Here is a 16,959-nt window from a genome sequence, read left to right on the forward strand (position 1 = left end):
CATTGTCGCACTGCGAAAACCGTGCCACGCTCACGCCTGGATTGTGAGGGGCCGTGGATATATTCAGCTTTTCAGGGCGGTCCCCCCGCATGGATTTCTGGCTGGTCAGCGTCGGCCTGACCTTCGTGCAGTCCCTTGTCCTTATCCTGTTCGCTTTTCTGATCCTGCCATCACTGGCCTCCTCCACCCTCGCTCTCTCCGGCCACGCGGTGCCCGTCGCCGCCATCGCGGGGCTGGTCATCAACCTGGCCTTTCTCTGGCCGATCACTGCCGTCGCCGTTCGCCGCTCACACGACCGAAACCTGTCGGGCTGGTGGTACGGGACCTACGTCATCGTCGGGATCGGTCTGGACCTGTGGCGTCTGTCGTCGCCGACATCGGCCATCGCTGTCGCCGGGACCAATGTGAATGTCGCGGGTGCCCTGACCCTGGGGTCCTGGGCCGTCGGCCTCGTGTTCCTGCTGGTGCTCGGAGTCCTGCCGGGAACGCCCGGACACAACCGCTTCGGGCCCTCACCCCACAGCCGCCACCGGAACTACCGGGCACCGCTCGTGGACCGGCCCGGCGAGCCGCCGATCGCGGATGAACCCGCCCCCCTGCGCTGATCTGCCCGCCGGACGTGCGCCCCCCCCTTCCCGTCCTGTCCCTGCCGGGGCATGAGTCCCCCATGTCTTCCCACCTGCCGACCCGGCCCCGCTCGCCTCGCACGCCCCCGCCCGCGGTGCGGGGCGAGCCGGTCGGGTTCACCGGGGTCAGGCTGAGCACGTCCCAGGCGCACAAGGCCCTGACCGAGGCCGCGGATCGCATCGCGCCGCGGCGCAGACCGTGGGCCCGCGATCCGATCAACATCCTCGCCGTGTCCGGCGGGGCGGCGGGCGGAGCCTTCGGGGCCGGGTTGCTCGTCGGCCTGACCCGGGTCGGGCGGCGACCGGCCTTCGCCGTGGTCACCGGCATCAGCACCGGGGCGCTGATCGCGCCCTTCGCCTTCCTCGGACCGGCCTGGGACGACCGCCTGGCCAACGCCTTCACCGGCGGCCTGGCCCAACGGCGGCTGGGTCTGCTGGGGTTGATCCCGGGTCGACGCGCCGGGCTCTATCCGGTCGCCGCCCTGGACGGCCTGATCGAACCCTTCATCGACGCGGACGTGTTGAAGGCGGTCGCCGAGGCCCATGCCGCCGGCCGGCGGTTGTTCGTCGGCACCACCGACCTGGACCGTCAGCAGGCCAGTATCTGGGACATGGGGGCCATCGCCAGCCAGGGGCAGGCCGAAGGCAAGGGCGAGGCCGCCCTCGCCCTGTTCCGCACCGTGCTCGCGGCCTCGTCCAGCCTGCCGGGCCTGTTCCCGCCGCGGCTGATCGCCTGCGAGAGCAACGGCGAAATCTATCACGAGATGCATGTCGACGGTGGCGTGGCCACGCCGCTGTTCGTGCTGCCCGACGCCCTGCTGCGCTGGAAGCAGGTCGGACGGCGACTGCGAGGCGGTCGGGTCTATATCATCGTCAACATGGTGCTGGCCCCCGCACCCCAGTCGACGCCGGACAAGGCCGCGGCCGTCGCCATTCGCAGCTTCGACACCATGCTGCGCTTCTCCTACCGGCAGGCCATCAGCGCGGCCGCCGCCTTCTGTGCCGGAGCCGGTCTGCCGCTGGACGTGGCCTCGGTTCCGGCCCGTTCGACGATCGGCAATGGTCTCAGCTTTGAAACCGCGACCATGCGCGAGACCTTTGACGCCGCCGTGGCGAGCGCCGCGGATCCGGATGTCTGGGTTCCCGCCACGCCCGCCCCCCTGAGCCTGGCCGATCTGTTGACCTGGCCGTTTGGCGGAGAGGGTGACGAAGACGGGGACCGCTAGGCTGACCGGGCGCGTCCGGTCGAAGCGAAATCCGGCAGGTCAGCCGACCTCGCGCGCTGGCTCCGCCGCGGCATCCAGGGCAGCGTCGATCCCTTCCAGCAGCGTCAGGGCCGTGATCGGCTTCGGAAGATGAAGATCGGCCCCGGCCGCCAGCGAGTCCTGGCGGTGCCGGACCATGGCGTTGGCACTCAACATGATCAGCGCAGCGCGTGGCGCGTCCGGCCGACCCTGTTCCAGCGCCCGGATGGCGCGCGTCGCCGCCAGCCCGTCCATCACCGGCATCTGCATGTCCATCAACACCACGTCGAACGTCTCGCGCTCGAAGGCCGCGACCGCCTCGGCCCCGTTCTCGACCGTGACCAGGGTGGCGACCCGACCCGCCAGGATCAACTGCACCACCCGCTGGTTGACCGGATGGTCCTCGGCCAGCAGGACCCGCGGCCCGTCGGCACAGACCGGCATGGCCTCCGACGACGCCGGATTTTCCCGGATCAGACCCTGACGGGCGTCGTGCTCCTCCAGCGAGCGGATGCGGGACATCGGCAGGGTCACGCGGAACAGACTGCCCCGGCCAGGCTCCGAGCGGGCCTCAATGTCGCCGCCCATCAACTCGACCAGCGAGCGGCAGATCGACAGCCCCAGGCCGGTCCCGCCGAAGCGCCGGGTGATGGTGCCATCGGCCTGACTGAAGCGCTGGAACATGCTGGCCGCAAATTCGGGGCCGAAGCCGACGCCCGAATCCTCGACTTCCAGCGTCAGCAGCGCCGTGCCCTCCCAGGGATGATTGTCCTGAATGTCCATCTCGACACGGATCCGGCCGGTCTCGGTGAATTTGACGGCATTGGACAGCAGATTGCCCAGCACCTGTTTGATCCGGGTGCTGTCGCCGAGAAAATCGCCGCGCGCCGTCGCGCCGCGCTCGACCACGAAATCGAGGCCCTTGGCCTCCGCGCGTCCCCGCATCAGATCGATGACGGAATCGACCTCGGCAGCCAGGTCCATCTCGTGAATCTCGATGTCCAGCTGGCCGGCCTCAACCTTGGAGACGTCGAGGATATCGGACACCAGCCGTTCCAGCGTGACACCGGACTGTTCGATCAGCCCGACCATCTCGCGCTGCCCCTCCGTCAGGCCGGTCCGCTCCAGGGCTGCGGCGATGCCGATAATCCCGTTCAGCGGCGTGCGGATCTCGTGACTCATATTGGCCAGGAATTCACTCTTGGCCAGGCTGGCTGCCTCGGCCGCCTCCCGGGCCGCGGCCATTTCGCGTTCGACCGCCTGGCGTTCCGTGACGTCCCGCGCCACGGCGAAGACCCGTGCGTTCGCGCGCCGCGCCCGCCATTCCAGCTGACGATAGCTGCCGTCGGCGTGGCGATAGCGATTGACGAAACCGATGACCTCGCCCTCCGGCTCCTGCTGGTTGAGCCGCTCCATATGGGCCAACGTCGCCTCGACGTCGTCCGGATGAACCAGCGGCAGCAGCGGTCGGCCCTCCAGCTGATCCAGGGGGTAGCCGAGCATGGCCTCCCAGGCCCGGTTCAGTTTGACGAACCGACCCGCCAGATCGCGAATACACAGCAAATCCAGCGACACATCGAAGAAGCTGGCCATATCCTGCGACAGCCCGTCCCGGACACCCGGCCCGACCGGACTCTCGTCGCCCGCCGGCCCTTCGGCCACGGAATCGTTCGACGGTCTTCTGGGCATCGAGGGAACGACTCCGGCGAGATCGGGCTGCAGACGGGTCACCCTAGGAGCGTGACGGTTAACCCCACCCTTCCGGCCAGGGAATTTTGCGTAGTAGTGCCTATCGGCTTCAGATCGGGGGCGGTTCCGGAACCAGCGGTCCGAATATTCGCCCGGCCGATACCTTCAGCGCCGCGTCTGCCTCGTCCATCGTCGCCGGAACCCCCAGATCGACCAGGCTGGTGACCCCGTGTTCGGCAATCCCGCAGGGCACAATGCCGCTGAAATGACCCAGATCGGGCTCCACATTCAGGCTGATCCCGTGAAAGCTGACCCATTTGCGGACCTTGACCCCGATAGCGGCGATCTTGTCCTCGCGGCTCCAGCCCGCGCCCCGGCGCTCGACCCAGACCCCGACCCGGCCGTCACGGACCCCGGCCTCGACCCCGAAGGCGGCCAGGGACCCCACCAGCCACTGTTCCAGCCCCCGCACGAAGGCGCGCACGTCGCGGCCGCGCTGGTTCAGGTCCAGCATCACATAGGCCACCCGCTGTCCGGGCCCGTGATAGGTGAACTGCCCGCCCCGACCGGTCCGGTGCACCGGGAACCGGCCCGCATCCAGCAGATCGGCGTCCCTGCTCGATACCCCTGCCGTATAGAGGGGCGGATGCTCCAGCAGCCAGATCAGCTCCGGAGCGTCCCCTGCCGCGATCGCGGCCGCCCGGGCCTCCATCGCCTGCACGGCGGCGGGATAGTCGACCGCCGCGGTCGAGACCGCCCAGCCCACGGGCCGGCCGTCGGAACGAATCAGGCGCGAAGGCTCGGGATTTAACGTGTGCGAAAGCATGACGCTTCAATGTGGGTCCTGAGGGCCCCATGCAAGATGAACCGTCCGCGCAGACCCCAGTATCAGAGTGCGTTGTGAGCCAGATCGAAGCTGTCGATGTCGAGATTTCCGTCGTCCTGGGCCGATCGGTCCTGCCGATGAGCCAGCTGCTGCGCATGGGCCGCGGGGCCGTGATCCCGCTCGACGCCTCGGAACATGACGAGGTCTGGATCCTGGCCAACAACCATCCGGTCGCCCGGGGCGAGATCGAGATCCGGGAAGATCGCATCGCCATCACCGTGACCCGCACTGCCGACGTCTATGATTTCATGGCCGGCGCCGCCTGATCGCCGGTCGGCGTTCAAAAGCCCGTCACTTTCCGTCTGGCGTCGCCCGTGTCCGGGAAAACCGGGACCGTAGCCGCCAGGTGGATTGTCCTCTTCCCTTTCGCTGATCTCTCCGCTATTGCCCCCGCTCCGATGCGAGCGGTCGTGGCGGAATTGGTAGACGCGCAGCGTTGAGGTCGCTGTGGGGCAACCCGTGGAAGTTCGAGTCTTCTCGACCGCACCATCTGGCTAGACAGGACGAGTTACCGGCTGGATCAGGCTGTACCAATCAGGGAGGCAGACACGTGAAAAACACGGACTCCGCCACCCTGAGCCGGATCAAGGGCAGTGACCCCCTCGTCGAGGACCATGCGGCCCTCGACGAGGACTACGTCCTGACGGCCACCTTCGTCGAAAAGGTCGTCGACGCCGCGGATGACGGCGACGGCCAGCGACTCCGCTCCCTGCTGGAAGACCTCCACCCGGCCGACGTGGCCGACCTGATGGGGTTCCTGACGTCCGAACATCGCGGCGTCGTGGTGTTGTGGCTACCAGCCGAACTGCTGGCCGAGACCCTGCCGGAGCTGGATGACGGCATCCGCGAGGAGGTGCTGGAACGGGTCCCCCACCTGATCCTCGCCGAGGCGCTGCAGGAACTCGATTCCGACGACGCCGCGGCGGTGGTCGAAGACCTCGAGGACGATCAGCGCGAACGCGTCCTGGCGGCCATGCCCGAGACGGATCGCGCCGCGATCGAATCCTCGCTGGGCTATGCCGAGGATTCCGCCGGCCGCCTGATGCAGCGCGAGGTCATGGCCGCACCCCAGTTCTGGACCGTCGGCGACACCATCGATCACGTTCGCGGCCAGACCGACGACCTGCCCGAGCTGTTCTTCGACATCTATGTCGTCGATCCGCTGAACCGTCCGGTCGGCGGCGTGCCGATCAGCTGGCTGCTGCGGGCCAAGCGCAATGTAAAATTGTCGGAATTGATGGAGCCGATCAACGAGATCTCCGTCGGCACCGACCAGGAAGAAGTCGCCTACATCTTCGAGAAATATCACCTGATCTCGGCCCCGGTAATCGACGACGCCGGGCGGCTGGTCGGCCAGATCACGGTCGATGACATCGTCAACATCATCCAGGAGGAGAACCGCGAGGACATCCTGCGCCTGGCCGGTGTCAGCGACGAGGGCCGGGACGGCAGCGTGATGGACATCGTCCGGTCGCGTATCCCGTGGCTGATCATCAACCTGGGTACGGCGGTGGTCGCCTCCTCGGTGATCGGCCTGTTCCAGCGCCAGATCGAGACCCTGGTGGCACTGGCGGTGCTGATGCCGATCGTCGCCTCCATCGGCGGCAACGCCGGGACCCAGGCCCTGACCGTCGCCGTCCGGTCGCTGGCGGCGCGCGAACTGACCGCGGCCAACGCCCTGCGCATCGTCCGCCGCGAGGTCGTGGTCGGCCTGACCAACGGCGTCACCCTCGCGGTGCTGCTGGCCGGGATCGCCGCCATCTGGTTCGGCAAGCCCATGCTGTCGCTGGTTATCGGCCTGTCGGTGATCGTGAACCTGTTCGCCGCCTCGCTGGCCGGAACCCTGATCCCGCTGGCGCTGGACAAGCTCGACCGCGACCCGGCCGTTTCGTCTCCCGTGTTCGTCAGCTGGATCACCGATACTGTAGGCTTTTTCGTCTTCCTGGGCCTGGCCGCCCTGGTGCTGATCTAGGACGGGCGGCGCGCGGCCCGCTGCTTGCTGGTTCCCCGGTTGGGCGAACGCGCCCGTCTCGATTTGGGTCAGTCTGTTGTCCGAAGTGACCACGAAACACATGAAAGTCTCCCGTGAGGGCGTTGTCCTCATCAAGAGTTTTGTCGGCTTCCGTTCCAGGGCCGTCCGCGGCGAGGATGGACGCTGGGTGATCGGCTACGGCCATACCGCGTCGGCCCGCGAGGGCCTGACCGTGGCCGAGCCCGATGCTGAACTGCTGCTGCAGTACGACCTTCTGCCTGTCGTGAACGGGCTCAATCGCGGTATCTCGCGCCCGGTCAACCAGCATCAGTTCGACGCCCTCGCCAGCTTTGCCCTGTCCATTGGGGTTGATCGCTTTCTCGGTTCGGACGTGCTGCAGCGCCTGAACGACGGCCTGCCGACCCAGGCCGCCGATGCCCTGATCGGCTGGCCGGCCCCGGTGCCGCTGGATGCTGCGACCCGCCGTCGCGTCGCCGAACGCGCGCTGTTCAACGCCGACCCGAATCAGCCCGTTCATCTCGCTGACCTGTTGATCGCACCGCTGGCACCGCCGGCCGCGGAACCGGCGGCGACCGGGGCACCCGTGGCCGCCGTTGCTGCCCGCGCGGCCGCCGTCGCCACCCTGCTGGGCGAGCCCGCCGGGTCCGATGAGGCCGCGGCCCCCGCCGAGGCGATGGAATCCGTGCCGGACGCGCCTGCGCCGGCGGCCACTCCGGAACCGACGCCGACCCGGCCGGACGCGTCGACGGTACCCCATACGCCCCCACCGACCCCGATCCCGGATCAACCCCTGGCTCCGGCCTTCACCTCGGTCCCGGCCAGCATGCACCTGCAGCGCTACTCGCCGTACGCGGCGGGGAATGTGGGTCCGCTGCCCGACCTGACGGTTGCCGCTGCGACACCGGCCACGCCGCCCTCGCCTGCCGAGCCGGCCGCGCCCGACGCTCCGGCGGCACCGGTCGCTTCGGTCGCCATGAGCATCAGGATGGCGATGGTGGTCGAACAGGGCGTCTCCACGACCGACGCGCCGATCGTCTCCGAACCCGTCCAGGAACCGGCCCCCGCCGCGCCGGTCCCGTCCCCGGTTCCGCCGGCCGAAGACGTGGTCACGGTTCCGCCGGCCGATGAGACGGTCGTGACACCGTTTGCCGCCCCGGCCGTCGCACCGGTCGCGGCCCCGACCCTGGTTCTGACGCCCGCGTCCACCGACCCGGCTCCGGTCGACAACCGGCCCGCCTGGCCCGAGACCGAGCGCCAGGAGCCCCCGGCGAACCAGGAGCCCCTGTTTGTGGAGGAGCCGGCCGTATCCGTCCTGCGCCACGAGATGGAGACCGACGGACCGGCCCGGTTCGAGAAGAGCCAGACCGGTGCCTTTCTGATCATGGGGGGTGTGGGCCTGCTGGCCAGCGCCTTCTCGGCCGCAGCTTTCCGGCTGGCGCTGGAAGAACCGTCGCCGATGGGCGAGACGACCGTCGTCGCCTGGACCCTGGCTGTAATCGGTGGTGTCTGTGTGGTCGTGTCGTCGCTGAACCTCTACATGCGCTGGGGTCGCGCCCAACGGGACGACACCGGGCCCAGTTAGGGTTTTGCACCCGCTCCCGGCTGGTGCTACGCCCGGCCCATGAGCATCCCGAACGCCCCCCAATCGATGGAATTCGGCCTTGGCGAGACCGCCGACGCCATTCGCGACACCACGGCCCGCTGGGCAAGCGACCGGCTGGCCCCGATGGCTGCCGAGATCGATGAAACCAATACCTTCCCCCGCCACCTCTGGCCCGAAATGGGTGAGCTAGGCCTGCACGGCATCACGGTCGAGGAACAGTTCGGCGGGCTCGGCCTCGGCTATCTCGAACATGTCGTCGCCATGGAGGAGGTGTCGCGCGCCTCGGCCTCGGTCGGCCTCAGCTACGGGGCCCACTCCAACCTGTGCGTCAACCAGATCCGGCGCTGGGGCAGCGAGGACCAGAAGCGGAGATATCTGCCGAAGCTGATCTCGGGAGAGCACGTCGGCTCGCTGGCCATGTCCGAAGCGGGGTCCGGCTCCGACGTGATGTCGATGCGCACCCAGGCGGTGAAGACCGGTGACCGTTACGTGCTGAACGGTACCAAATTCTGGATCACCAACGCCCCCTCGGCCGACACCCTGGTGGTCTATGCCCGTACCGGCGACGGCAATGGCGGAGTCACCGCCTTCCTGATCGAACGGGGCATGAAGGGGTTCAGCGTCTCGAAGAAGCTGGACAAGATGGGCATGCGCGGCTCGGATACCGCCGAACTGGTGTTCACGGACTGCGAGGTCCCGGAAGAGAACGTCATGGGTCCGGTCGGCGGCGGTGCCGGCGTCCTGATGAGCGGCCTCGACTATGAGCGCGCGGTGCTGTCAGCCGGCCCGCTGGGCATCATGCAGGCGGCGCTGGACGTGGTGCTGCCCTATGTCCGCGAACGCAAACAGTTCGGCAAGCCGATCGGTTCGTTCCAGCTGATGCAGGCCAAGGTTGCCGACATGTATGTCGCCCTGAATTCGGCCCGGGCCTATGTCTATGCCGTGGCCCGCGCCTGCGACCAGGGCAAGACCACCCGCTACGACGCCGCCGGGGCGATCCTGCTGGCGTCGGAGAATGCGGTGAAGGTGTCGCTCGAGGCGGTCCAGGCCCTCGGCGGGGCCGGCTACACCAAGGAGTGGCCGGTCGAGCGGCTGGTGCGCGACGCCAAGCTGTACGACATCGGCGCGGGAACCAACGAGATCCGCCGCTTCCTGATCGGGCGGGAACTTCTGGGCAGCTGAGGAACCGGCCGGCGTCGCGTCGGTTTTCTCCCCCGAAGCCGTCGCGTGATGCCCGCACGTGCCGCGTCCGGCGCACGGCCGCCGGCGGCACGTTTCAGCCGGCCCGGCGACACGCCGCGGCCGAAATTGTGCGGCGCGCCTCCGGAAACAGTCCGGCTGATGATCCGGGAGGCGGTTGCGGATCGGGCCGGTACCCCGTGGCCGGGTTTGTCGGACCACACGGATCACGATTGATCCCCCGGTTCCGTTCGATTCGTCGGGTCGGCCTGTAGCGCCGGAGGCTCGCCCCCCCTACCTGTTGCATCGGCCCTCCTGGCCAGGACTCTCCACTTGACCATGACGCCCCCCCCGATCCTGTCGCCTGACGCCAAGCGAACGCTTTCCGAGGTGATCGAGAGTCTGGGCTATGGTGACAATCCGAAGCTGACTCTCGCCGAGGTTGTCGAGGCGTTCGGCGAACGGGCTTTCGGGGCGCTGATGCTGATGCTGGCCCTGATGTCGCTTCTGCCCTGGCCGCCCGGGGGCAAGGCGGTGTTCAGCGTGCCGATCATGCTCCTGTCCCTTGAACTGGCCATCCAGCGTCAGACCGTATGGCTTCCGCGCTGGCTGCTGCGCGTCTCGGTCAGCCGGGCGGCCTATCGCAAGGCCAGCGGCGGTCGGGTGCTGCGGGCGATACGCGCCATCGAGCGACTGACCCGCCCGCGCCTGCCCATTCTGACCGGAGAGCTGGCCGATGTGATCACCGGGATCATCTGCTTCGTCCTGGCGGTGATGCTGGCCCTGCCGGTTCCCCTGGGCGACATGCTGCCGGCCCTGACGATCGCCATCTTCGGCCTGGCCATCACCCAGCGTGACGGCCTCGCCGCGTTGGTCGGCGGCATCGGCACGGTGGTGTGCGGCGTCTATGTGATGCTGGTCTGGACCACGGTAGTCGCGGTGGTGACGGGCCTGCTGAACTGGGTCAACCGCCTGCTCTGACCCCAAACGGAAGCGCCGGAGGGGTTTCCCCCTCCGACGCTTGTTTGGACCTGAACGCGTTAGTTGCGGAACAGCGACAGAACGAGCTGCGGCGACTGATTGGCGATGCCCAGGGCCTGCACTCCGAGTTGCTGCTTTGTCTGCAACGCCTGGAGTTTGGCACTTTCCTTCGCCAGATCGGCGTCGACCAGGTTGCCTACCCCCGCTTCCAGTGCGTCCGTCAGCTTGCCAACGAACGTATTGTGGGTCGTGAGCGCTTTCGAGGAGGTTCCGAGGCGCGCGAGTGCGCCCGAAACAGCATCGATGGAATCGTTCACGGCAGTGAGGGAGGCCGTGGCGGCCGACAGGGTGTCGATCGCCTGGCTGGTCGAAACGGAGACGTTGGTCGATCCCAGAGCCATGACCTCGGCGGCCACGGTCAGGGTGGATGTACCGCTCACATTGGCCAGGGCCGCGAAACCGCTCGCGCCGGTCTCCAGCAGGTTGACCCCGTTGAATTCCGCGTTTGAGGTTACACTGGCGATCTGGTCGCGAAGGGCTTTGAAATCCTCGTTCAACGCGGACCGTGCCGCAGTCTTCAGCGACGAATCCGTCGCTGCCAGAGCCTTCTCCTTCATCTGGAGCAAGAGGTCGGAGACCGTCTCGCCCGCCGCCAGCGCCACATCGACCGCGGCAACGCCACGATCGAGCGACTGTTTCACCGCGCCCAACGCGCCGATGTCGGCCCGTTGACCCTGGGCAATCGCCCAGATGGCCCCGTTGTCCTTGGCACTGGAGACCTTTTTGCCGGTGTTGATCCGGCTCTGGGTCATTTCCAGCTGGGCGTTGGTCGCGTTCAGGTTCTGGAGCGCAATCATTGCGCCCACGTTGGTGTTCACCGATGTCATCGGCGGCTCCTTCCATTCTGGAGGTGGGAAACGGCCTTCTGGCCGGCGAACCGGTTCTGGCTCGGGAAGGTCCAACGCAAGAAAAGGGCCGACACCAATGGCGCCGACCCTGTTTGTTTTCAATATCTTGCGGTGTGGTCTCGGCCAGCCCGGCAAGTCCGACCCGGCTCCGGCGCCCCTGTTTGCCTAGTCGTGCAGCGTAATCAGGCCGCGGCCTGTTCGGGTCCCGCCAGCCCCTGCATGACCATGCGATTGATGTCGATCAGCGTCTGGAAATCATCGTCCCCACGCATGATCAGCGACGAATGCCGCCCGACGAACAGGCTGATCGAGATGATCTGGGCCCGCAACGGCTTGGCCATCGCGTTGCCGGGATCGCTGCAGTCCGTCGCCAGTGTCGACCAGAGCCGCCGGTTCCAGTCGAGCGCATCGATCCGCGTCTTGATGTCCGAGGTGTCAACCGTCGCCGCGTGCATCAGGGCACGCGTCACCTGGCCGAACAGCCGGTACTCCATCGCCCGGGGGGATTCAGCCCTCGTCGAGGCTGTCTTGTACGCCTGAAGGGACATTGCCCAACCTCTGCTCTTCGTAATCAACCAGTTTTCGGGTCGCCATAAGGGCCTTGTAGTACTCCCGGGCCAGAACGTGCCGTGACGCCGCAATACAGTCCGACATTACGTCCGGGTTTTGGGTGGCGCTCATAAACTCCGACAGTCGCTGGGCGAACTCATCGAAGAATTTGGGGGCCGATATCTCGTCCAGGTACATCATCATGACCGGGAAATAGATGCGCCTTGCCGGTGTGGTGACCTCGCTGGACTGCATGATGTCCTTCTCGCGAAGAACGCTGGCCTTGTTCTGCAGGATCAGAACGCCCCGGCGATCACCGTTCTGGACGACGGCCCCGTTGAGCACGAACTTTTCGCCGGGCTTGAGCGACAGTTTGAGCGGCATTTCCGGGAAATCTCCAACTGGCCCGCAGGATGAAGCTAGGGGCACGGGTGACAACAGACGTTAAACAGCCGTGGTTAACCATCCCTTGTGAAACCGCCAATCAGTTCCGGAACGTCGCAGGCTCGCCGCGCGTTGGTTGCCTGAACAGGAGGCGGCGATGACAGGCCCGGCGACCGAACCCGATGAGCAGGATCAGTCCGAGATCTTCGACGAAACCCATATCGACGACGAGGGCGAAGGCGATCTCCTTCTCGACGAGGCCGGGCCGGTGCTGGATGTGACCCGTGCGGACGGTGACGGCGACGACGATGACGACGAGCCATCCGGCACGGAGGCCGGCGATCCCGAGCGTCGCCAGGCGTCGGACCGCATCGAGGCGGAAGCCGATGTTCTGCTGGGCCAGCCGGGGCGAAGCCGCGACGACGACGATGATGACGGTGACCCGTCCGCCCCCGGCGAAATCGAACTGGTCTACACCGGACTCATGCGTGAGGTGCGCGGAGCCCAGGCCAGCGCCGCCCACTGGGAAGCCAAACGCCTGTCCGACGATGACATCGCCGATCTCGGCTACGGCCCGGACACCGCCGCCGCCCCCATCGATGCCGACCCGGCCCCTTGAAGGAGACCGTCCATGACCAGCGCAAACGACCCTCGTGATTCCGATGTCAACGCCCCCGCCAGCCGCCCGGCACCGCGCCAGCACGGCAAACCCGATCAGCTGCGCGAAGATGAGCGCAAGGCTGAAAACCGGCAGGAGGCCCTGATCGATGAAGCGGTGGAAGAGACCTTTCCCGCCAGCGATCCGCCGGCCCCCAAGCACATTACCTGAGCCGGAGATTCAAACTGATCGTTGTTAACCCGGGGGCGGATCGGCTAGGCCTCTCTCCAGATTGAGCGGAGCATCCGATGAAGCGGCCCACCGAGCGGTTCGAAGGCACGTCGAACTATATCGCCACCGACGACCTGAAAATCGCGGTCAACGCCGCCGTTGCCCTGGAGCGACCGCTACTGATCAAGGGCGAGCCGGGCACCGGCAAGACCGTTCTCGCCTATGAGATGGCCGCCGCCCTGAACGCGCCCCTGATCACCTGGCACATCAAGTCGACGACCAAGGCGCACAACGGCCTGTACGAGTACGACGCCGTTTCCCGCCTGCGCGACAGCCAGCTGGGCGAGGCGCGGGTCCATGACGTCCGCAACTATCTGAAGCCGGGCAAGCTGTGGGAGGCCTTCACCAGCCCGGTGCGTCCGGTGCTGCTGATCGACGAGATCGACAAGGCCGACATCGAATTCCCGAACGACCTGCTGCAGGAACTCGACCGGATGGAATTCTTCGTCCACGAGACCGGCGAAACCATTCGCGCTGCCGTGCGTCCGGTCGTGGTCATCACCTCGAACAATGAAAAGGAACTGCCCGACGCCTTCCTGCGCCGGTGCTTCTTCCACTTCATCCGCTTCCCGGACGATCAAACGATGAAGGCCATCGTCGATGTCCATTTCCCGGGCATCAAGCCACGGCTGGTCTCGGAGGCCCTGAAGACCTTCTACGAGATCCGTGACACGCCGGGCCTGAAGAAAAAGCCGTCCACCTCGGAGCTGCTCGACTGGCTGAAGCTTCTGCTGGTCGATGACATCGATCCCGAGACCCTGCGCGAGAAGACCCCCAACAGGCTGATCCCGCCGCTGCACGGTGCCCTGCTGAAGAACGAGCAGGACGTCCATCTGTTCGAGCGGCTGGCCTTTCTCAGTCGCCGCGAAGGGGCGCGCCCCGGAACCTGAATCGACCCGGCGCCGCCAGAGAAATTACCGCGATTTCACTGGATTGCCGGCAGAAAGGGGCCACGATAGCCGCATGAACAGGAACCGGCGGCAATGACACGTCCCCTCTTCGTCATGATCTGCGCCCTGGCCGCCCTCACCGCGGCCTGTGACGGCGAACGCACGATCCGGATTTCGAGCACCCATACCGGGCAGGACGGGCCGCATGGCGTGCTCAAGGTCGTTGAGGCCCTGCAATGTCCCCAGACCATGGGCAGCCTGACCCGCAAGGGCTCGGCGCGTGACGGCGGCACCGTCTGCACCTATGTCGGGGCCAAGGGGGCCGAGGTCAGCCTGCATCTGATCCGGCTGGAGAATGCCTCGGTCGACTCGGTGCTGCAGGCCTTCCAGACCCGGCTCTCTCACGAAATGCCGCTGACCATCGCCCGCCTGCGCGCCGCCGAGGAAACCGCCGCCGCGGAAGCCGCCCGGGCCGATGCGGACGCGGCCCGGGCCGACGCCGATGCCGCCCGCGCCGAGGCAGCGGCGGCGGGCGAGCACACCACGGTTCAGATGCCCGGCGTTCACATCGAGACCCGCGGCGACGACGCCAACGTCAAACTGCCGGGCATCGACATCGAATCCCGGGGAGACCGGTCCAGTGTGCGCATCGGCGGGATCAACATCCAGTCCAGCGACGGCTCGGGACGGGTCAATATCCGTGCGGGCGAGGACAACGTCAGCATCCAGTCCCATGCCGACAGTACCGAGGTCCGTACCAGCACCGGCGGCGAGTCGACCCGGGTCACCTGGGTGCTGAATGACCCCGAGGCGTCAGAGAACGGCTGGCGTCTGGTCGGCTATGAAGCGCGCGGTCCGAAGGGCGGTCCGATCGTGGTCGCCACGGTCCGCTCCAGGGACAGCGAGCGCGGCCGCGCCTTCGCCGATGCCCGCGAACTGGTGGCCCTTAACGTCGGACGTTAGACCATCCCTGTTGGCGGTCGAATCGACGGGGATGCCAAAACGGGTCCGGATTCAATCCGGCGCGAATTCTGCGCGGGTCGGATTTCATCCAGCCCACCCGAGGTCGCCCCCGGACGAGTTTTCACCGCGCGCCCTTGATCGCACGGCGCGGATGGGTCACCTGACCCTGCCCAACCGAGCAGGATTCCCGACCTTGGCCGAGCGCCCCAGAGCCACCCCCTCCAGCAAGGCCCCCCGTGCCTGGCAGCGGATGCTGTCCGGGCGGCGCCTCGACCTGCTGGATCCGTCGCCGTTCGACATCGAAATCGAGGACATCGCCCACGGCCTGGCGCGGGTTGCCCGCTGGAACGGCCAGACCACCGGCGAGAACGCCTTTTCCGTGGCCCAGCACTCCTGCGTCGTCGAGGAGATCGCGGCCCACATCAAGCCGGGCCTCGAGCCGAAATGGCGGCTGGCCGCCCTGCTCCATGACGCCTCGGAATATGTGATCGGCGACATGATTTCCCCGTTCAAATCCGCCCTTGGCGTCAACTACAAGGCGTTCGAGGCCCGGCTGGAGAGCGCCATCCACGTTCGCTTCGGCCTGCCGCCGAAAAGCCCCGTGGCCATCAAGACCCTGATCAAGAAGGCCGACCGCGCCTGCGCCTTCTTCGAGGCGACCCAGTTGGCCGGCTTCGAACGGGCGGAGTCCCTGCGGCTGTTCGGCACCCCGCCCGCGGGTTACGAACTGACCATCGACCCCCTGCCCGCCGCCGTGGCCCAGGCCCGCTACCTCGAGCGCTACCGCGTCCTCGCCGAGGCGGTCGGCATCCTGCCGGCCCCCGACGCCTGGCACACGGAGTAGGCGCATGCCGGGCGGCGAACAGGGCGTGCGAATCAGCCTTTCCGCCGTCGTCATCGCCCTGCGCGACCGTCGGGCCTGCGTGCTGACCACCGAAGGGGAGGACGGGGCTGCGGCCCTGCCGTTCGGCCCCTTCGTCCCGACCCGCGACCGCACCTTCGAACTGGCGCTCCGGGCCTTCGTCACGGCCCAGACCGGTTTCCATCTGGGCTTTGTCGAACAGCTGTACACCTTCGGGGATGCCGGACGGGATTCGCCGCGGGCCACGCCGGGACCCGATCACCGCCGCGAGGTCTCGATCGGCTACCTCGCCCTGACCGCCGACTCCGCCGCCGCCCCAACCGCCGACGCCCGCTGGACGCCGGTCCTGGACTTCTTTCCCTGGGAGGACCGCCGTCAGGGCGACGCCGGGGCCACCGGGGCCCTGACCGCCGGCCTGCGGGGCTGGGCGGGGGACGATGCCCGCCGCCTGTCGCGCTGCGACAGCCTGTTCGCCCTGACCCCGGCGCATCGCTGGAACGAGGGGCGGGTGCTGGAACGCTACGAGCTGCTGTACGAGGCCGGACTGGTGGCCGAGGCGGCCCGAGACCAGGAGCGACCGCTCCCCGCGACCGTCCCGGGACGCGCCATGGTGTCCGACCACCGCCGCATCCTGGCGACCGGCCTGGGCCGCCTGCGCAGCAAGCTGAAATACCGTCCGGTGCTGTTCGACCTGATGCCGCCGCTGTTCACCCTGTCCGAGTTGCAGGCCGCCGCGGAGGCCGTCGCCGGCCTGACCCTGCACAAGCAGAATTTCCGCCGGGGTGTCGAACGCACGGGCCTGGTCGAGGCCACCGGCCGGCTGTCGACCGGTACCGGCGGCCGCCCGGCTGAATTGTTCCGTGTTTCCAGCGTCGAGGGCCAGGGCGGCGAGGCCATGGGCCTGCCGCTTCCCGCCCAACGCTGACGACGGCGCTTTTCTTGCCCTGCCCGCTTGCGGCCCGGCTCCGCGCCCATTAGAGAAGCCCCTCGCTCGACCAAGCGACTTACGACCTCGCGGAGAGGTGGCAGAGTGGTCGAATGTACCGCACTCGAAATGCGGCGTGCCCGAGAGGGTACCGTGGGTTCGAATCCCACCCTCTCCGCCACCGGCCTTACAGCCCGTCGAAACAGCCGAATTTCCAGACCCGCAAGGGATGCTCGGCCTGGCCATTCTCCCTTCGGCGCGGCTTTGGCAGCCGCCGGGCGGACCGGCGCGCGCCCAGGGGCCTAGGGCAATTGCGTTTTGCGTCCGGGGGCGGATCAGCCGCACCACGGTTCTGGCGGTCGGGGACCTGATCACCCGGTGAACCGGC

General features: G+C 67.5%; 18 protein-coding genes and 2 tRNA genes. 15 read left to right on the plus strand and 5 right to left on the minus strand.

The window, feature by feature from the left end; translation table 11 throughout:
- Window positions 1-53 precede the first annotated feature (53 nt).
- Both AACZ75_RS13160 and AACZ75_RS13165 read left to right on the plus strand, forming a co-directional pair.
- Window positions 54-605, plus strand: a complete 552-nt coding sequence (locus AACZ75_RS13160; RefSeq protein WP_339873434.1) for a DUF805 domain-containing protein — start codon at window positions 54-56, stop codon at window positions 603-605.
- Between the two features lie 62 nt (window positions 606-667).
- Window positions 668-1,852 (plus strand): patatin-like phospholipase family protein, encoded by a 1,185-nt coding sequence (locus AACZ75_RS13165; RefSeq protein ID WP_339873435.1) that lies wholly within the window; start codon window positions 668-670, stop codon window positions 1,850-1,852.
- A gap of 39 nt (window positions 1,853-1,891) precedes the next feature.
- Here the strand turns inward: AACZ75_RS13165 and AACZ75_RS13170 are convergent, their stop codons facing one another.
- Window positions 1,892-3,559, minus strand: coding sequence for an ATP-binding protein (locus tag AACZ75_RS13170; RefSeq protein ID WP_339873436.1), 1,668 nt, complete (start codon window positions 3,557-3,559; stop codon window positions 1,892-1,894).
- Window positions 3,560-3,668: 109 nt separating this feature from the next.
- Window positions 3,669-4,385 (minus strand): lipoyl(octanoyl) transferase LipB, encoded by a 717-nt coding sequence (gene lipB / locus AACZ75_RS13175; protein ID WP_339873437.1) that lies wholly within the window; start codon window positions 4,383-4,385, stop codon window positions 3,669-3,671.
- A 29-nt stretch (window positions 4,386-4,414) separates the two neighbouring features.
- Here lipB and AACZ75_RS13180 point away from each other — a divergent pair, with 29 nt between their 5' ends.
- The 6 genes from AACZ75_RS13180 to AACZ75_RS13205 all read left to right on the plus strand — a co-directional run bounded on the left by AACZ75_RS13180 (window position 4,415) and on the right by AACZ75_RS13205 (window position 10,201).
- The gene (locus AACZ75_RS13180) at window positions 4,415-4,711 is read left to right on the plus strand and encodes a FliM/FliN family flagellar motor switch protein (protein WP_339873439.1); all 297 of its coding nucleotides are present in this window, start codon (window positions 4,415-4,417) and stop codon (window positions 4,709-4,711) included.
- Window positions 4,712-4,849: 138 nt separating this feature from the next.
- Window positions 4,850-4,934 (plus strand) — tRNA-Leu (locus AACZ75_RS13185).
- 61 nt (window positions 4,935-4,995) lie between these two features.
- The gene (gene mgtE, locus AACZ75_RS13190; protein WP_339873441.1) at window positions 4,996-6,417 is read left to right on the plus strand and encodes a magnesium transporter; all 1,422 of its coding nucleotides are present in this window, start codon (window positions 4,996-4,998) and stop codon (window positions 6,415-6,417) included.
- Between the two features lie 100 nt (window positions 6,418-6,517).
- Window positions 6,518-8,020: a lysozyme gene (locus AACZ75_RS13195; RefSeq protein WP_339873443.1), complete on the plus strand. Its 1,503-nt coding sequence runs from the start codon at window positions 6,518-6,520 to the stop codon at window positions 8,018-8,020.
- Window positions 8,021-8,059: 39 nt separating this feature from the next.
- Entirely contained in the window at window positions 8,060-9,223 is a 1,164-nt protein-coding gene (locus AACZ75_RS13200) for an isovaleryl-CoA dehydrogenase (protein WP_339873445.1), read from the plus strand.
- Window positions 9,224-9,559: 336 nt separating this feature from the next.
- On the plus strand, window positions 9,560-10,201 hold the full coding sequence (locus AACZ75_RS13205) for an exopolysaccharide biosynthesis protein (RefSeq protein ID WP_339873553.1): 642 nt from the start codon (window positions 9,560-9,562) through the stop codon (window positions 10,199-10,201).
- 59 nt (window positions 10,202-10,260) lie between these two features.
- On the opposite strand, the gene AACZ75_RS13210 is transcribed toward AACZ75_RS13205, so the two are convergent.
- The 3 genes from AACZ75_RS13210 to flbT all read right to left on the minus strand — a co-directional run bounded on the left by AACZ75_RS13210 (window position 10,261) and on the right by flbT (window position 12,042).
- Window positions 10,261-11,088, minus strand: a complete 828-nt coding sequence (locus AACZ75_RS13210; protein ID WP_339873446.1) for a flagellin — start codon at window positions 11,086-11,088, stop codon at window positions 10,261-10,263.
- Between the two features lie 203 nt (window positions 11,089-11,291).
- A complete protein-coding gene (flaF, locus tag AACZ75_RS13215) occupies window positions 11,292-11,657 on the minus strand; it encodes a flagellar biosynthesis regulator FlaF (RefSeq protein WP_339873448.1) in 366 nt (121 codons plus the stop codon).
- The gene (gene flbT / locus AACZ75_RS13220; protein WP_339873450.1) at window positions 11,617-12,042 is read right to left on the minus strand and encodes a flagellar biosynthesis repressor FlbT; all 426 of its coding nucleotides are present in this window, start codon (window positions 12,040-12,042) and stop codon (window positions 11,617-11,619) included. Before flbT ends, flaF begins: the two co-directional genes overlap by 41 nt.
- Before the next feature lie 157 nt (window positions 12,043-12,199).
- Here flbT and AACZ75_RS13225 point away from each other — a divergent pair, with 157 nt between their 5' ends.
- From AACZ75_RS13225 to AACZ75_RS13255, 7 genes are all read left to right on the plus strand, one after another.
- Window positions 12,200-12,661 carry a hypothetical protein gene (locus AACZ75_RS13225; protein WP_339873451.1) on the plus strand — a complete coding sequence of 154 codons (462 nt, stop codon included), beginning with the start codon at window positions 12,200-12,202 and terminating at the stop codon, window positions 12,659-12,661.
- 12 nt (window positions 12,662-12,673) lie between these two features.
- Window positions 12,674-12,871, plus strand: a complete 198-nt coding sequence (locus AACZ75_RS13230) for a hypothetical protein (protein ID WP_339873453.1) — start codon at window positions 12,674-12,676, stop codon at window positions 12,869-12,871.
- 77 nt (window positions 12,872-12,948) lie between these two features.
- A complete protein-coding gene (locus AACZ75_RS13235) occupies window positions 12,949-13,821 on the plus strand; it encodes a MoxR family ATPase (protein WP_339873455.1) in 873 nt (290 codons plus the stop codon).
- Window positions 13,822-13,914: 93 nt separating this feature from the next.
- Window positions 13,915-14,784, plus strand: coding sequence for a methyltransferase type 11 (locus AACZ75_RS13240; RefSeq protein WP_339873456.1), 870 nt, complete (start codon window positions 13,915-13,917; stop codon window positions 14,782-14,784).
- A gap of 250 nt (window positions 14,785-15,034) precedes the next feature.
- A complete protein-coding gene (locus tag AACZ75_RS13245; RefSeq protein ID WP_339873554.1) occupies window positions 15,035-15,628 on the plus strand; it encodes an HD family hydrolase in 594 nt (197 codons plus the stop codon).
- 4 nt (window positions 15,629-15,632) lie between these two features.
- A complete protein-coding gene (locus tag AACZ75_RS13250; RefSeq protein ID WP_339873458.1) occupies window positions 15,633-16,571 on the plus strand; it encodes an NAD regulator in 939 nt (312 codons plus the stop codon).
- A gap of 91 nt (window positions 16,572-16,662) precedes the next feature.
- A tRNA-Ser gene (locus tag AACZ75_RS13255) sits at window positions 16,663-16,752 on the plus strand.
- Window positions 16,753-16,959: the final 207 nt, after the last annotated feature.

The organism is uncultured Brevundimonas sp., from assembly GCF_963975535.1.
GTDB lineage: Bacteria > Pseudomonadota > Alphaproteobacteria > Caulobacterales > Caulobacteraceae > Brevundimonas.

What these genes read in the sequence shown, in the direction of transcription:
- AACZ75_RS13200 (WP_339873445.1), top strand. Translation starts at nt 8,060, where the DNA reads ATGAGCATCCCGAACGCCCCCCAATCGATGGAATTCGGCCTTGGCGAG.
- AACZ75_RS13240 (WP_339873456.1), top strand. Translation starts at nt 13,915, where the DNA reads ATGACACGTCCCCTCTTCGTCATGATCTGCGCCCTGGCCGCCCTCACC.
- AACZ75_RS13235 (WP_339873455.1), top strand. Translation starts at nt 12,949, where the DNA reads ATGAAGCGGCCCACCGAGCGGTTCGAAGGCACGTCGAACTATATCGCC.
- AACZ75_RS13195 (WP_339873443.1), top strand. Translation starts at nt 6,518, where the DNA reads ATGAAAGTCTCCCGTGAGGGCGTTGTCCTCATCAAGAGTTTTGTCGGC.
- flaF (WP_339873448.1), bottom strand. Translation starts at nt 11,657, where the DNA reads ATGTCCCTTCAGGCGTACAAGACAGCCTCGACGAGGGCTGAATCCCCC.
- AACZ75_RS13165 (WP_339873435.1), top strand. Translation starts at nt 668, where the DNA reads ATGTCTTCCCACCTGCCGACCCGGCCCCGCTCGCCTCGCACGCCCCCG.
- AACZ75_RS13250 (WP_339873458.1), top strand. Translation starts at nt 15,633, where the DNA reads ATGCCGGGCGGCGAACAGGGCGTGCGAATCAGCCTTTCCGCCGTCGTC.
- AACZ75_RS13170 (WP_339873436.1), bottom strand. Translation starts at nt 3,559, where the DNA reads ATGCCCAGAAGACCGTCGAACGATTCCGTGGCCGAAGGGCCGGCGGGC.
- AACZ75_RS13230 (WP_339873453.1), top strand. Translation starts at nt 12,674, where the DNA reads ATGACCAGCGCAAACGACCCTCGTGATTCCGATGTCAACGCCCCCGCC.
- flbT (WP_339873450.1), bottom strand. Translation starts at nt 12,042, where the DNA reads ATGCCGCTCAAACTGTCGCTCAAGCCCGGCGAAAAGTTCGTGCTCAAC.
- AACZ75_RS13225 (WP_339873451.1), top strand. Translation starts at nt 12,200, where the DNA reads ATGACAGGCCCGGCGACCGAACCCGATGAGCAGGATCAGTCCGAGATC.
- AACZ75_RS13245 (WP_339873554.1), top strand. Translation starts at nt 15,035, where the DNA reads ATGCTGTCCGGGCGGCGCCTCGACCTGCTGGATCCGTCGCCGTTCGAC.
- AACZ75_RS13205 (WP_339873553.1), top strand. Translation starts at nt 9,560, where the DNA reads ATGACGCCCCCCCCGATCCTGTCGCCTGACGCCAAGCGAACGCTTTCC.
- AACZ75_RS13180 (WP_339873439.1), top strand. Translation starts at nt 4,415, where the DNA reads ATGCAAGATGAACCGTCCGCGCAGACCCCAGTATCAGAGTGCGTTGTG.
- lipB (WP_339873437.1), bottom strand. Translation starts at nt 4,385, where the DNA reads ATGCTTTCGCACACGTTAAATCCCGAGCCTTCGCGCCTGATTCGTTCC.
- AACZ75_RS13210 (WP_339873446.1), bottom strand. Translation starts at nt 11,088, where the DNA reads ATGACATCGGTGAACACCAACGTGGGCGCAATGATTGCGCTCCAGAAC.